Origin of the sequence: Enterobacter sp. JMULE2 (assembly GCF_013337145.1) — a bacterium.
GTDB classification, from domain to species: domain Bacteria; phylum Pseudomonadota; class Gammaproteobacteria; order Enterobacterales; family Enterobacteriaceae; genus Enterobacter; species Enterobacter mori.
Genome location: NZ_SGWD01000018.1, coordinates 41,240 through 55,166 on the forward strand (window position 1 = coordinate 41,240; position 13,927 = coordinate 55,166).

Genomic DNA, 13,927 nt, shown 5'->3' on the forward strand with positions numbered 1-13,927 from the left:
ACGGTGTCTGTAACCAAAATGGTTACAAAACCGGTGCCATTCTCCTGCCTGTTGCACATCAAGGTTCGTTAACGCATTTCTTGCACGAGCAATAAATTTCGCACATATCAAAAATATTGCACGTAACAGAAAAGCACGTACAATTCACGTACGCGAAACTAATAAGGGAATTGTGATGAAACGTGATTACGGTGGTGTTGGTACTATTGCTCTTCGTGCAAGCGCTTTACTGAAGTCCATGAGTCAGGACATTGAAGAGCAACGTAAAGAGTTCAATCTGACTGAGTATTACCAGACGTTTACACGCAACTCTGTTGCCAAGCTCCCGAAGTTGAGCCGCCGCATTGTGGAATTGGCCATCAAAGAGATGGAAGACAGTGGGTATGAGTTCAACAAAAAGAAGGTTGGCAATGTAGAGCAGTATGCGTTGACCATTCAGAACGTCATTGATATTTACGGCCATCGCAAAATCCCCAAATATCGCGATATTCATAAAAAGCCGTACGTCATTTTTGTCGTAAATCTAAAGGGCGGCGTTTCCAAAACGGTATCTACTGTGACGCTGGCTCATGCAATGCGTGTTCATCAGGATTTGCTGCGCCATGATCTTCGTATCTTGGTCATTGACCTGGATCCACAAGCTTCCAGCACGATGTTCCTTGACCACACACACAGTATTGGGTCTGTTCTTGCTACCGCCGCTCAAGCCATGCTAAACGATCTGGACACTGAGACGCTTCGTCAGGAAGTAATTCGACCGACTATCATTCCTGGTGTAGATGTTATTCCGGCATCCATCGACGATGGCTTTGTAGCGAGTCAATGGAAAGAGCTTGTTGATGAGCATCTTCCGGGACAGAACCAGTATGAAATACTTCGACGCAATATCATTGACCGGGTTGCTGAAGATTATGATTTCATTTTCGTGGACACCGGTCCGCACCTCGACCCATTCTTGCTGAATGGATTGGCTGCAAGTGACCTTCTTCTCACTCCTACCCCACCTGCTCAGGTCGACTTCCATTCCACCCTCAAATACCTCACGCGTCTGCCTGAAATGCTGGAGCAGTTAGAGGAGGATGGTGTAGAGCCCCGTCTGAGCGCAAGTATCGGATTCATGTCTAAAATGACAGGAAAAGCTGATCATCTGACATCCCATAGCCTGGCTCGCGAGGTTTATACCAGTAACATCCTTGATTCTTCTTTGCCTCGTCTCGATGGTTTTGAACGCTGTGGGGAAACGTTTGACACGATTATCAGCGCAAATCCTTCCTCCTATCCCGGCAGTGCCGATGCTCTTAAAAAGGCGCGCACAGAGGCCGAACGATTCACCAAAGCTGTTTTTGACCGAATTGAGTTTGTCAGAGGAAGTGCAGCATGAAAAAGATAGTTTCTCGTGGACGCGTACTGGGCAATGGGAGTAGTTCAGAATTTGCCCGTATGCTTGAAGGCAGTGAAGGCACCAAAACCTTTACTCTGAAATCTGGGCGTCAGGCAACGTTCATGCTTACCGTAGTGTTGAGTGGGGAGATAGAATCACGCACCTTTGTTGACCCAGGTATTAATGGTCGCGATCAGTCAATGCTCACCCCCGAGTCAGTTAGCGACATTTCACGAACCATTAAGTTACAGCAATTCTTCCCGGCGATTGGGCGCATGGTTGGAGACCGTATTGAAGTTCTTGACGGATCTCGCCGTCGCGCTTCTTGCATTTTCAATGAAACGAAGTTTGAGATTCTGGTAACAAAAGACGATATCAGCCTTGAAGATGCCCGTCAGTTGGCCGTTGATATTCAGACAGCACGAGAGCATACGTTACGCGAACTGGGGAAACGGTTTGAAGTGATGTATGACAAAGGCATGACTAAAGATGAGATTGCCCGGGCAGAAAATATGTCTCCGGCCAAAGTAACACGAGCCTTCCAGGCGGCAGCTGTACCGGATAAAATGATTGAAGTCTTCCCGGTTGCAAGCGATCTCTCTCTTGCGGACTACCAGCTCCTGCTACAAGTTGCCGAAGATGCGAACAGCAAAAGTGTTCATATTGACGATTTGGTTGCGACAGTCCGTAAGCGTATTGCTAAAATCGATGGCGCTGATGGAGACAAATCGAAAATACTTTCGCTCTTCAAGGCGGAAAGTAAAAGCCTTAAACCAGCCCCGGTTAAATCAGTAGCAACGGAAAAATTGTGTGATTTCTCCGACCGTCGTCAGTATGCACGAAAGAAAACAGATCCGAAAAAGCGCCTGGTTGTGTATGAGTTCTCCCGTATTTCATCTGAGATTCAATCTGAAATCGATGAAGCGATTAAGAAAATCATGGCAAAGGTCCCAACCAGCGAGTAATTTGGCAGTCGGGGGGGGAATTGCCCTCCCCTCTGTATAGTCCCACGAAGATTTCACTGTTAAGTCATTGAATTAAAGGGGTTTATTAAGATTCTTTCATAGTGAAAGTCCCACGCTACTACCCCCCTACCCCACCTTTTTAATTACTTATCCATTCTCTTTCAACTTCATCCAGAATCGCCTTGTCACTGAAAGAATGTATGCAGGTATCCAATCACCCAAGGGCAGCAGCCAAGCCAAAGTGGTGACAGACAAGTGAAACATTATGATGTCATGCGAATGCATTTCACCTCGTAAACTTGAGCCATGTAAACGTAGTTGAAAAGTCAGAACAGGCTGTTCAGGAAACGTTAGATATAGTTCTTAGCAGGAGTACTGAGAGTTCAGTTATCGAAGTATTCAATTTAGACATAACTAATTTATCCGAGACACAATCCTATACGGATAGAAGTTGTAGAACTGGAGGGATTTGTGGTGTGAGCGAGAACAGGAAGTAAGAATATGAAGAGAAGAAAAAGGCGCCTCATTTAAGGCGCCAGAGCAATGAAATACTAATGTCCGTTTAAGGCAGGCTCCGACATAAAGGGCCTCAGTTCAATATTAACAACTGAGGCATTGGCATCATTTGTGACCTTCAGAGGTGACTTTCCGGGAAGAGCCATAGTTGCGACATCAGGCCCTGCTACTGCGAAATTATTTTCTGCGCTGGGCTGGACAGTGAAAATCTTAATGGCAACATTCTCATGCCTGTACATTGATAACCCGAACGTTGAACCAGCATCAGAATTGCTAACTTCCACCTGAATTGGCGTAATACCTAAGACTTGGTTAGTTAATATGTTTTTAACAAGCGCACCTTCCGGCTGCGAGACAATCTGATACGTGTATGCATTTGCTGAAAATCCAATAACCAGCAAAAGAAGAAGAGTTAATCTCATTGTGAGTTCTCCGAATCATTGAAATTTAGATACAGTGTCTGGGAAATAGTTACTGGCTTAACCGATTGCACTCCAGGAGTGCTATAGGAAATGATGAAGAACAAATTAAGATACTCACTGCTTTGCTTTTGATAGGAAATCCCGTTAAATGTTTGATTAATAAAATGAGACTGGTCCTCATTGGTGAAGCATAATCCCAGCAAACCAAGAGTAGGTATTTGATAAGTCTTTACGGAACCTGGGGGAATGAAGATCTTACCCCTGCTCGTATATGTGCATCGTGTGCCGGATAAATTTAGGCTGCTGATCTCAAGAAAATTGTGAGTTCCATTTTTGACAACCACCCATGCTTCGGTTCCTGCACTAGCTACCTGAAAGGAAACCTTATCATCAACAAATGATGAGGTATTCCCAACCAATACAGGGTCATAATCAATAGTTGGAAGGTTTTCGATCCTTGATTCAATCGACTGACATGCAGTCAAAAGTAAACATAAAAGCAGAAATCCTGAAAGTTTCATTTCGCACCTATAACTGTAGTTCTCAGGGCTGGTATAAACTGAAGCTCTTCGTTTGGTGATAGAAATAAATTATTTGTCCAGAATTTACTGCCACCAATTTCATCATTCTTGTGAGGAACGAATACCGGCTTTGAAAGCTTAATATGCCTACCCACCAAACCGCTTTTCACGGCGACCAGTCGGTTTCCCGATAGACCTCTGCTTTTAATACGGTCAAAATCCTCTACATTACTGTCTTTAGCGGCTAGATCATTTTGTTCGATAAAACCAAAATCTGAGTAGACCGTTTTGACACCAGGTTCAGCAGAACTGGACAGCTTGAATTTTCCACCCTGATCGGGACCAAAAATGGCCAGTACTTTCTTTGTGTTTTTAGTAACAGATACGATTGCCTGTAATGGCGTATCTCCGAGGTCATTTCTGAAAGCAATGGATAATGTAGACATAGGTTCTACCCACAGAAGCGTTTTGCCGGAATTCGCCTCAGCGACTTTTATTGGTTGTCTGAATAAAAAATTGTTTTTAGCGATGACAGTAAATTCAAATGAAGGGATCACTAAGTTAAGTGATTTGGAATTAGAGCTGTTTTCAATTGTTATAATGTTCTCGTTTGTCATGCTGGTCTTGAGAATTGGCAGATTACGACCATCGAAAAGCCAAACCCCATTTGATTCGTTTGCACTGATTATCATCATGTTGGGACTATTACTTGATTTTGAGATCATCGAGGACTGATTGCCGTCTGCGTTTGCCATTTTTGCACAGGAGAACAAAAAGCTTAAAAGGACTAGAGGCATTGAATGAGTGCAGTAAGTCATAATAGGTCCATTACATGGTTATCGATAGAGTAGAGGTCAAATGTGGAGGTTCTGATATTAAAAATGCCTGGATATCTATTCGTTAATTGATGCAACACTAATTTGTGATCTGATGAAGAACGATACTCAACTAAAGTTAATGCTGGGTGGTGTTCTTTAGTTATTCCCGGGGCAAGATTAGAGAGTCTTGTTGTGGTTAAAAATTCTAGTGATCCAGTGTTGATATGAAGACAGTTGCCAACTAAAAGTGGCTGATTAGACAATGGCTTATCATGAACTTTCCTGATGCTGTTGACCGGATTTCGTCCTAAAATCATCAGGTTGACACCATCAATAAGCTGAGGCGTCATTGCATGGTCCATACCAAAGATAAATTGCCCACGATAGCTGTTGATATTGGATTTATTGAATGATTTCAATGCGTTATATGTATCTGAAAAGGATTTTCTGACGGAGCAGTAATCCGATGAACAGAAGCCGATACGAATAGAACCCGGCAAATCAGCACGTAGCATCAGCGGGAGCTGTGCGGCCATCAGTTTAGAAATCAACTCTTCTAGATAAAATCGATTCACGCTTTTGTGCCATAAACCTCCGTGGCTGCTCCAGCGGTCATTTTCGTACGTGCTTGGATAGAACTTACGTCTGTCAGGATTTTCGGGAAGCAACTTCATAAGCATGACTTCACCAGCACCGGTTGCAGAGTAAAATTGAATTCTCCGTCCAGCAAAAAAGTTACTTTCGATGGCTGTTAGAAGATCCATAGGTTCCGGACCGTAGTCAAAAAGGTTGCCAGTTGCCAGAATTACAACATCCTCGTTTTCTGTCGTAATTGAAGTGATCAGGTGGCAAAGGGCGGAGTAGTGCGCATACGGATCGGCAAGAAAGAAAATCCTTCCTGTGAAATTTGTTAAATCTAACGTTTGAACATGTTCAGCGGCCATAACTTCCCCTAATGCAAGTCAAACAATCATACCTGACCCGAAATAAGAAAATTTTCGCTAAGGCTTGAAATATTGGTCCTTACAGATATTTATGGATGACTTTTATTAAATATTAATCCGCTTATTTTAATTGAAGAAACCAAAGTGGTTACATTAAGAAATCGAGAGAGTAGGGGAGGGGTGGTAGAATGGACAGATTCAATTATAACAATGAGTTACGATATTTTATTGCGTACAAACTGTTGTCAACAAGTACACAATAACGTATAAATAGGAGGTCAAAACTGTGATTGATTAATTAAATTCTGGGGTACTAAAAATGACCGAATTACAGAAAGCAAAACTTGTTGTGGCTGCTTCGGAACAAAATAAATATAAATCTGAGCCCTTGAAAGTAGTCATTGATGATGGAAGTAAAGCTGCGAAATTTGTAATCCTTGATGCTAATGATGAGCTTGTACCTCAGCTTACTCATAACAGCTTCGTACAGGGCTTTCGCGTAAAGCATGAGGGCTTGAATCCATTCAACTATATCGTCGATGGATTAGACCAATATTCGTACCACAGTGAGGCAACTAACGCCCTTGAAACAACTGATGTTTCGCATCAGTATGATGAAATCAGTCGATTGAATGTGCATCATGCGTTACATTATTCTGGGATCAAACCACAGGATGTGCATTTATTCGTGACATTACCTCTGAGCCAGTTTTATACCTCACTCGGGGAAACCAATAATGAAAATATCCAGCGGAAAAAAGATAATCTTTTGAAGCCCGTTGACCGTTATCTCAATGGTGAACGGCACGCATTCAATGTCGTAGCTGTCACAGTGTTCCCCGAATCCTTACCAGCGGTCACACGAGCAGAAGAAATCAATAGCCTTGAGTCGTTTGAAGTCAGTTTAGTTGTGGACCTTGGTGGTACCACACTTGACGTTGCAAGCATTACAGGAAAGCTTGAGCAGATCTCTAAAGTTAAAGGGTTCGACCGCATTGGTTGTTCTATTGTTTATGATGAAATTCGGCGCAAACTTGAGTCCTGCAATTTGAACAGCAGCAATGCATTCATACAGCATCTCATTGAAAAAAGGCAGAATATCGATGAAATCAAAGTTGGAGCTACGCACAGGACTGAGGTTTACGAAGCAATTCAGAATGCAGTAAGTAAACTTCAGACCAAAGTCATTAAAGCAGTCACCGAGGTTGAAGAATTTCCCCATTATGTATTCCTGGTTGGCGGCGGTTCATATTTAGTTTCTTCCGCAGTTGAAAGTCATTTTTCAAACTCTAAAGTTGTAATGGTCGAGGATCCACAGTTCGCACTTTCTCTCGCGATGGCCGACTCTGTTTATGCCAATTAAAGAGTGGATGTATTAGATGCAAGGTGAAATTAATAAAGCTGAAAGAGAAAATGAACGAATTCAAATTCGTGCATTTTGGATTTCTAATAAGCAGACACCACTTGTTTACAAATATTTTAAAAACAAGTCCTTCGCTAATAAGGGGGACATGGTATTTGAAATTAGAGATGCCCTTGCAACAGGAGTTATGTTGAATAACCTTGTTCCTGGATTGGCAAGTTTTATTGGTTCGCTTGGGGATAAGTTAACTCTGGAAAAAGTCATGAGTTTTATTACTCTCATGACAGAACATACAGAGCCTAGTAAAGGATTGAGTAATCATGAGATTGAAGAAATAGTAAACAGACTACATAGTAAGCTGAGTATGGATCGGCAAACGGGTCCTGCGTTAAGTCAAGATGATGAACATCTTCGTCGTTGCACTGGTAATACCAGTTCATCAGAAGGTGCTGATTCGCATAAAGAATCGTTCGATGGTGGCAATAGTCCCTATCCTAAAATTGCAGTGCCTGTCACAATTACAGATAAAGCAGATTATTCGCATTCTTTTAGTAAGAACGATATAAACAGTGAAAATCGCACCAGTCACAGTTCCGAATTTGGGTTCAGAAATGTTGAATCTGTCTCTGGTAATCAGATAGATAGCGCACCCAGTCAGGATGCTTCCTTGAAAAGAACCATTGTTAGGAGAAATCGCCAACCATTGAATCAATTGGGGAATCTAAGCAAGTGAGTAAGTCAGGAGCAGAATAAAAATCTGAATTGCTCTCAAATGCTCCAGCTCTTTGCCGTAAATACCAGCTTACATGCTGGCATTTTTAATGCTATATTCTAAGAATTCCAGACTACTAAATTTTGACCTTCCCAAAACCTGTTCTTCCATGATTAAGTCCAATTGATTGTGGCTTTTTGAATAGTAAGCTCGCAGTAATATTAGTTTACGTTTCAAACTACATATTACATCCATCTTAATTTTAAGGGATTGATACTTTGTTTAATCATTCTTAGTTAAAAGGTTTTAATCTAGAGTTTAGGCAGAAACAAAGAATCTTAGGTACACATTGCATTTTGTGTAACCTGATGATAACTAGAACAAAGGCTGGATAAATGTTAACTCGAAATTCTCTTTTGCATGGTTTGAGGCGAGATCAATTACTCGAAGTTCTTGAGATCTCTGAGTTTCCGATTGTCCCTATCGAAAGCCCGTTCATACAGTCTGAATCGTCTGGCATTACTCCAGTCACCTTTAACATTGATGAATTGCATGTGGCAATTACCCCGATTTCAAACCTTAACTTTGATTGGGCGTGGGCTCCAGTTGATACAATACTCATAGAAGTGATAATTCCACCCGTCGATTTTGAGCGTGTTAAGACAGAAGACAGATTCCTGAGAGATTCAGGTATGGGGTACATACAGTGTGAGCCGGGAGGCGCTTCGATCAGAAGAACAGTAACTTTCGTCGGTGGGATCACTATCGATAACTTATTGCACCAATTGAAACTGATGTGTGTTAGTGCATTATACCTTTTAGGAGAAAATGTTGAGCACTAAATCGACCTTAATTACCGTTGCAATTGGACTCAGTCTTGCTGCAACCCTAGTAATTTTTTCCAATGTTGCTTCAACGAAACCTGATCTGCTGGATTTCACGTCTAGCAAACTGGAAAAAGCGGGTGATTTTAAAGCTTGTGATAAAAGTACTCCCTCACTAAACATACAAATCACAAAAAGTGATGCCATAAAGGTAAATGGTATCAATTCCAAAGTTACTTTTTCCGCAAAAGCGAACCTGCCAGCAAGCGATCTCACCTGTACGGGACTAAAAGCTGAAGAGAGCAGGGAGGTTAGAACTCCTGTCTATTCATTTAATATCAGCAAAAGCGCCGGGGCTCTGGTAATTTCAAACCTAAAATCCTTGCAAACTGAAGAGTCTATGCCGGGCGTATGGGTGTATCGATGACAAGTGAAAAATTGAGCGAAAATCCACTACATCCAAAAAATCACAAAATTCGAATTTTTGGGAAATCTAGCGCATTGGCGTTTGAGATAAATTCGGATAATTCTCAGGGCTCAATTCGCTCTGAATACACTTCTGCATATGACGGCTTCTATCTGAACCTGGAAATTGCCCCCGCAAAAGACCATGGCGAGTTTGACTGGAATTCAGCAAACAGTATTTTTTTTAAATTAACAGAAAATGAAGTGCTGTCATTGACTTCCGTTTTCTTACGAGTCAAACCCACTCTCGAATTCAGAAACAGGAAGACGACTCATCGGGGACACCCCGCCTACAAAAATCTGAACATTACCCCGAACAAAGGGGAGGGGTTGTACTTTAGTGCTGGTGTAATACCAGCTAACGAAAGTAACTTTCATAAGTGTATACATCACATACCAATTAACCAAATGGACTGTCTGAAAGTCGGAATGTTTTTGTTAGGTTACTTAACGCTGAAGATGCCCTGGATGAGCTCAGATTCTATTATCACCGCCTTACGCCTCTCGGAATCAAAACAAATCTCTGTATAAAACCCCGTCATTTCTCTTGGGAGTTTACATAAATTTAAAGCTCCAAAATCCAGATACTTCTGAATTCTTTCGCGTAATGTTAGAAAAATTTTGCGTGATCTACAGGAATTCATCATGAGAAGATCAGGAGTCGGGTTAACCCTGTTGTTATCGTTAATTGCGCCGCTTAAAATTGCCCACGCCGAAGCCATAATGATTTCTGGTAAGTTGAAGGCTGAGGTGCCTGAATTGGGGTTTGACTCGGGGCCCGGTGACTTTGTCGCTTTTGTAAACAACAACACAATTACCGCAACCGGTAACGGAACTGCCTGCAACGTGACCGTTGATGACCGGGCGACCTCCTCGGTTGATAATCTTGCCTGCTTCTTCGAATGGCTACCTAATACATACGGATTGACCTCTAATGGGTTTGCCTTATCAGGTATACCAAATGCATCTGGTGAGTTAAAACTGCCATATCGGGTGTCATATTTCTCAGGATCAGAAAGAAAGAAAGTTGAGATACTCACCGGTGAATATTCAATCAATGCCGTCGTTCCTGTAAAACCAGTCATTCTGGATGTAAAATCCACCGTGAATGGAAAGGTATTGGATGGTAATAATATCTACTCTTATATTAAAGATGAGGCGATCAAGGACATTGCAGTCACCGTCGAACCACGCAATTATGTTCAATTTGTATCTATCGGAAATGGTTCTGCGTGTGAAGTTCCTCTGGGCGGCTCATCTTGTACGATTGATTTAGGAAGCGTTAAATTTAGCGACACAGACGAGCTTCTTGGCAACCGAACGATTTCTATTACTTCAAACTCAAAAAATAACTATTTTGCCCCTCCAGCAGACTACCCCATTGTCCTGAACTGGGACTACCGGCCGCCGGTAGTTGACCACACTTTGTGGAATTTCACAGATGAAGCCAAGACGATCAGCGTCGGCGGAACTGAGGTTTACACGGGCTCGAAAACAGTGGCGGTGGCAGTTAAGGCGCCCCAGCAGGGGCAGGATGGTGAATGGTGGTTACCAACCACTATGACACTTGATTTGGTCCCCGATGGTGTATTTAAACCCGTAACAAAAGTCACTTTAGATGATGGGACTGTAATCGACTTTAAACAGTCATGGGCAACGCCGCTCAGACGAACATTACAGCCTGTTAGCGGGCCTCAAAGGGTCGGTGATGAGTATTTGTACATTTTTGATATTACTGACCTGATAAACGGTTCCTATGCGGCCAGTTTCTCTATTGAGAATAAGAGCAAAAACTCTTCAGTCTATGAAGAGCCCGAAAGCAAACTGATGTTATCCGACGACCCCACGCTGATGGTACTTAAGGATGGTAAGACCCTCGGTAAGCGTGAGCCGGTCTACTTCCTGAATGAAATTATCGTGGCGGCTTTCCAGGGCCAGGCTGGGGTTGCTGATATTAAAATGGTTACCATTGACAACAAGGCTGTCAAATTAACCCCAACAAATTACAAGGGAATCTACTACCTGCCAGCCGGTGACGACCTTGCCGTGAATGAAGACCATGTAATCACCGTCGTGGCCGAAAACCTCTATGGGAAGAATGTTAGCTTCAGCACTGTGTTTACCTATCAACCTACAGGTTTCACGCTCAAAGGGTTGGAGAAGAAAGATCTGAAGCTTTACTCAAGAGTTCGTCAATATACAGAATTACTTAGCCAGACGGCGGGTGAAAAGTGCACGTTGTTCACTACTGAAGAAAACGCCCTGGCGTATCTATCCTGGTATGGTGAAAAGTCAGAGGTTACGGCCTGCTATCCACAGTGGAATAACGTGCCAGACGGTATGGAATTCTATTACAAAGGCAGAACACCTGGACTAACTGGTTTCTTCAACTCAACCGGAGAAAACCTGCTTGATTACTATGTATTAATGGTCAACGGGAAGGGGTCCAAAGCTGTTTCGGCCAAGAACCGCTTTACTTTGAATGCGGAGCTGCCGTTTAACCCGATCATTTCATACAAGAAGAGTAAGACGATGGCGGGTATCAATGCAAATACCGCTTTGGTGTATACAACGGGGGGGGAAGCTGCAAGGATTTTGGCGAAAGTAGTACCTGCTGATATTGGAATTTCCATTTCGCAAAACGGTAGTGATCCAATAAAAACAGCATATAAGAATCGCTCTTCTAGCAGTGACTCCACAACGTTCACACAGCGCATTAAGGTCGCAGCCGCGCCATTGTGGACCAAGAATGTGATGGATATCGATGTAGTCTATACAAAAGACCCGGCACTCCAGACGAAAGATACGCTGAACATCTACACTGTCCCCGATTTCAATATCCGGGCTTCAATGGTTGTGGATGATAAGAAAATCGCAACTACGATGGAGTTACCATTAACGGTGAGCCTGGGAAGGTATTCTAATGCAACCCGCAAGAGTACGTTTGACCGAGTGAACATGGGTGACTGGGATGTAACCATTTACTCACAAAAAAGTGTGTATGGGAAAGACCCAGTAACTGGCCGCTACAAAACAACGTATGAAAGAACACCTTTAACAGATGCCCTGCCGGTGAATGATGCCGGAGAGGTTAAAACGTCCATAAAAATTGAGAACATGGACCTCGGTAATATCCGTCTGGTTGCAGTGGCACAAGTACGATCTCCGTTCTCGGATTTCGTAATGAAGCGTGAGTCCAGTGCTATTGGGATCAGAGTGTATAAAGGAGAAGAGCTGGAGGGGAATCTCTCAAAAAGCCTGATCATTGGCCGAGTTCCGCTCAGTACACTGGTGTCATTCAAGACCAAGAGCACTGCTAACGCCGATGCACTTGCCCCAACGGAATGGCAGTCATCTGCTGATAACGGTACAACATGGCAAGCGCTGGAGGATATGAAAGGTAAGCGCAGCGTTAATATTCGGAAAACAGAAGTAGGTAAATGGCTGTACCGGGCAAAAATGACCAACAAATTTACGGCAAAAGAATCCTACACCGACATTTTAACTGTAGTGACTTATAAGGAGCCGAAATTAAGCATAGATGTTGCAGAAACGCTTGAAGGAAGCGATGTACCGGTGTCACTGATGGATAATGACGAACCCATTCCAGAAGGGACGGCAGAAGTCTTATGGTCTGAAGATAAGGTTAACTGGACTGAAGGTGGCCCGACGTACACTGTGGCAGGCGGGGACGCATTACCTGCGTACATTTATGCCCGTATGCGTTACCTGGATTCGGACGAACTGGCTGAGGAGTCCTCATGGAAAGAGACCTCATCCAAATTGTCGGCCGCAAAACCAAAACGTTTGTCGGTAACAGCAGCTGGTTCGTCTAAAACTGAAGTGGGTGAAAAAGTAACTTTGACTGGCAAGTTCACGAACCCAAACAGCCGCCTGCAAAATGGGAACAACGTCACCGAGGAATGGAAGACTCCTGATGGACAAATCATCAACGGGTCAAATCTCTCAGTCGTCCTGACAGAGGCAATGCTCGATAAACAAGGCTATGCGGCGTTTGAATACAGCGCTTGGCTGACAGATAACAAAGAAAAAACCATCTCGACACGTAAGATCTCGGTTAAGTCGTGGATTTACAAATTCCCTGAAATCAAGGTGAATACAAAACTCAAATACGCAATGTCACCAACGACACTGCATGTGTCGCTAAGTGGGGCGGATGATAATGATTACCCTGGCGTTGCCTACTCCCGAGAGTGGATCTACGATAATGAAAACCTGATTCTAACTAAAGATGATGGCGACGTTAAAGACTTCGCTATTGGTAAACCGGGCAAGTACACGCTCATCGTTGTGTTCAAAGATAACCGCAACAATGAGCAGCGGATAGAGAATACCTTTGTCGTTGATGAGCCTGCACCAATGAAGGTTGAGATGACACCGAAATTCTCAAATAAATTTATGCGAGCACCACTTGATGTCACATTAAGGTCGAATATTAAGCTTTCACATTCGGCAGATAAAATTGATACCGTAACTTATAAAGTTAACGGTGTGCCGGTAGATGGGAGTAAGAATTACTGGTCTCAACTGATCTCTGGTTTAACGGAGAATAAATACACGGTTACGATTGACGTTATAAGTAAGCTTGGGCAGCGGGGTTCAGCAAGTGTTGACTTTGATGTCGTTAAGAATGCTCCGCCTGTTTGTACGCTTAATTACACTGAGACAAACTTGAGTTGGAATTTCACAAATAAGTGTGATGACCCGGATGGGAAGATTTCCCGATTTGAATGGTTTATCAACGGGGAACTTCGGAATGTCTTCGGCAGTTCTGCGACTCTGTCTAAAAATCTTAATCGTGGTAAACAAGATTTGCGTGTAGTGGCATATGACGATAGTGGCGATTCAACTACGCAACACTTAACTGTATATGGACCGGAAGAGCAGGATGCATCAGCCCAAAATGAAGCAGAGTAGACTGTAGATAAATAAGGCATAAGTAAACATAAGCCCGGGCAAAGCCCGGGTTTTTTTC

Annotated in this window: 11 protein-coding genes; 8 read left to right on the forward strand and 3 right to left on the reverse strand. The window is 43.1% G+C overall.

The genetic code is table 11. The annotated features are described in order from the left end of the window. The first annotated feature begins 175 nt into the window (after positions 1–175). Both EXW94_RS24860 and EXW94_RS24865 read left to right on the forward strand, forming a co-directional pair. Entirely contained in the window at positions 176–1,381 is a 1,206-nt protein-coding gene (locus EXW94_RS24860; protein ID WP_174341285.1) for an AAA family ATPase, read from the forward strand. Then, positions 1,378–2,346: a ParB family protein gene (locus tag EXW94_RS24865; protein ID WP_174341286.1), complete on the forward strand. Its 969-nt coding sequence runs from the start codon at positions 1,378–1,380 to the stop codon at positions 2,344–2,346. The genes EXW94_RS24860 and EXW94_RS24865 overlap by 4 nt, the downstream gene beginning before the upstream one ends. A 551-nt stretch (positions 2,347–2,897) precedes the next feature. Here the strand turns inward: EXW94_RS24865 and EXW94_RS24870 are convergent. The 3 genes from EXW94_RS24870 to EXW94_RS24880 all read right to left on the reverse strand — a co-directional run bounded on the left by EXW94_RS24870 (position 2,898) and on the right by EXW94_RS24880 (position 5,567). Beyond that, positions 2,898–3,284, reverse strand: a complete 387-nt coding sequence (locus EXW94_RS24870) for a hypothetical protein (RefSeq protein WP_174341287.1) — start codon at positions 3,282–3,284, stop codon at positions 2,898–2,900. 517 nt (positions 3,285–3,801) lie between these two features. Then, on the reverse strand, positions 3,802–4,623 hold the full coding sequence (locus EXW94_RS24875; protein ID WP_174341288.1) for a hypothetical protein: 822 nt from the start codon (positions 4,621–4,623) through the stop codon (positions 3,802–3,804). Continuing rightward, the gene (locus EXW94_RS24880; RefSeq protein WP_174341289.1) at positions 4,620–5,567 is read right to left on the reverse strand and encodes a hypothetical protein; all 948 of its coding nucleotides are present in this window, start codon (positions 5,565–5,567) and stop codon (positions 4,620–4,622) included. Before EXW94_RS24880 ends, EXW94_RS24875 begins: the two co-directional genes overlap by 4 nt. A gap of 319 nt (positions 5,568–5,886) precedes the next feature. Here EXW94_RS24880 and parM point away from each other — a divergent pair, with 319 nt between their 5' ends. The 6 genes from parM to EXW94_RS24910 all read left to right on the forward strand — a co-directional run bounded on the left by parM (position 5,887) and on the right by EXW94_RS24910 (position 13,869). Beyond that, positions 5,887–6,930: a plasmid segregation protein ParM domain-containing protein gene (gene parM, locus EXW94_RS24885; protein WP_174341290.1), complete on the forward strand. Its 1,044-nt coding sequence runs from the start codon at positions 5,887–5,889 to the stop codon at positions 6,928–6,930. Positions 6,931–6,946: 16 nt separating this feature from the next. Further along, complete coding sequence (locus EXW94_RS24890) at positions 6,947–7,663, forward strand: hypothetical protein (protein ID WP_174341291.1); 717 nt, start codon at positions 6,947–6,949, stop codon at positions 7,661–7,663. Positions 7,664–8,037: 374 nt separating this feature from the next. Continuing rightward, the gene (locus EXW94_RS24895; RefSeq protein ID WP_174341292.1) at positions 8,038–8,484 is read left to right on the forward strand and encodes a transfer repressor; all 447 of its coding nucleotides are present in this window, start codon (positions 8,038–8,040) and stop codon (positions 8,482–8,484) included. Then, a complete protein-coding gene (locus EXW94_RS24900; protein ID WP_174341293.1) occupies positions 8,471–8,893 on the forward strand; it encodes a hypothetical protein in 423 nt (140 codons plus the stop codon). The genes EXW94_RS24895 and EXW94_RS24900 overlap by 14 nt, the downstream gene beginning before the upstream one ends. Then, entirely contained in the window at positions 8,890–9,462 is a 573-nt protein-coding gene (locus EXW94_RS24905) for a plasmid transfer protein (protein WP_174341294.1), read from the forward strand. The genes EXW94_RS24900 and EXW94_RS24905 overlap by 4 nt, the downstream gene beginning before the upstream one ends. A 114-nt stretch (positions 9,463–9,576) precedes the next feature. Further along, positions 9,577–13,869 (forward strand): hypothetical protein, encoded by a 4,293-nt coding sequence (locus EXW94_RS24910; RefSeq protein ID WP_174341295.1) that lies wholly within the window; start codon positions 9,577–9,579, stop codon positions 13,867–13,869. Positions 13,870–13,927 lie beyond the last annotated feature (58 nt).

Bases quoted from the DNA above. Each gene is read 5' to 3' on its own strand.
- EXW94_RS24860 (WP_174341285.1), top strand. From the start codon at position 176: ATGAAACGTGATTACGGTGGTGTTGGTACTATTGCTCTTCGTGCAAGC.
- EXW94_RS24865 (WP_174341286.1), top strand. From the start codon at position 1,378: ATGAAAAAGATAGTTTCTCGTGGACGCGTACTGGGCAATGGGAGTAGT.
- EXW94_RS24870 (WP_174341287.1), bottom strand. From the start codon at position 3,284: ATGAGATTAACTCTTCTTCTTTTGCTGGTTATTGGATTTTCAGCAAAT.
- EXW94_RS24875 (WP_174341288.1), bottom strand. From the start codon at position 4,623: ATGACTTACTGCACTCATTCAATGCCTCTAGTCCTTTTAAGCTTTTTG.
- EXW94_RS24880 (WP_174341289.1), bottom strand. From the start codon at position 5,567: ATGGCCGCTGAACATGTTCAAACGTTAGATTTAACAAATTTCACAGGA.
- parM (WP_174341290.1), top strand. From the start codon at position 5,887: ATGACCGAATTACAGAAAGCAAAACTTGTTGTGGCTGCTTCGGAACAA.
- EXW94_RS24890 (WP_174341291.1), top strand. From the start codon at position 6,947: ATGCAAGGTGAAATTAATAAAGCTGAAAGAGAAAATGAACGAATTCAA.
- EXW94_RS24895 (WP_174341292.1), top strand. From the start codon at position 8,038: ATGTTAACTCGAAATTCTCTTTTGCATGGTTTGAGGCGAGATCAATTA.
- EXW94_RS24900 (WP_174341293.1), top strand. From the start codon at position 8,471: ATGTTGAGCACTAAATCGACCTTAATTACCGTTGCAATTGGACTCAGT.
- EXW94_RS24905 (WP_174341294.1), top strand. From the start codon at position 8,890: ATGACAAGTGAAAAATTGAGCGAAAATCCACTACATCCAAAAAATCAC.
- EXW94_RS24910 (WP_174341295.1), top strand. From the start codon at position 9,577: ATGAGAAGATCAGGAGTCGGGTTAACCCTGTTGTTATCGTTAATTGCG.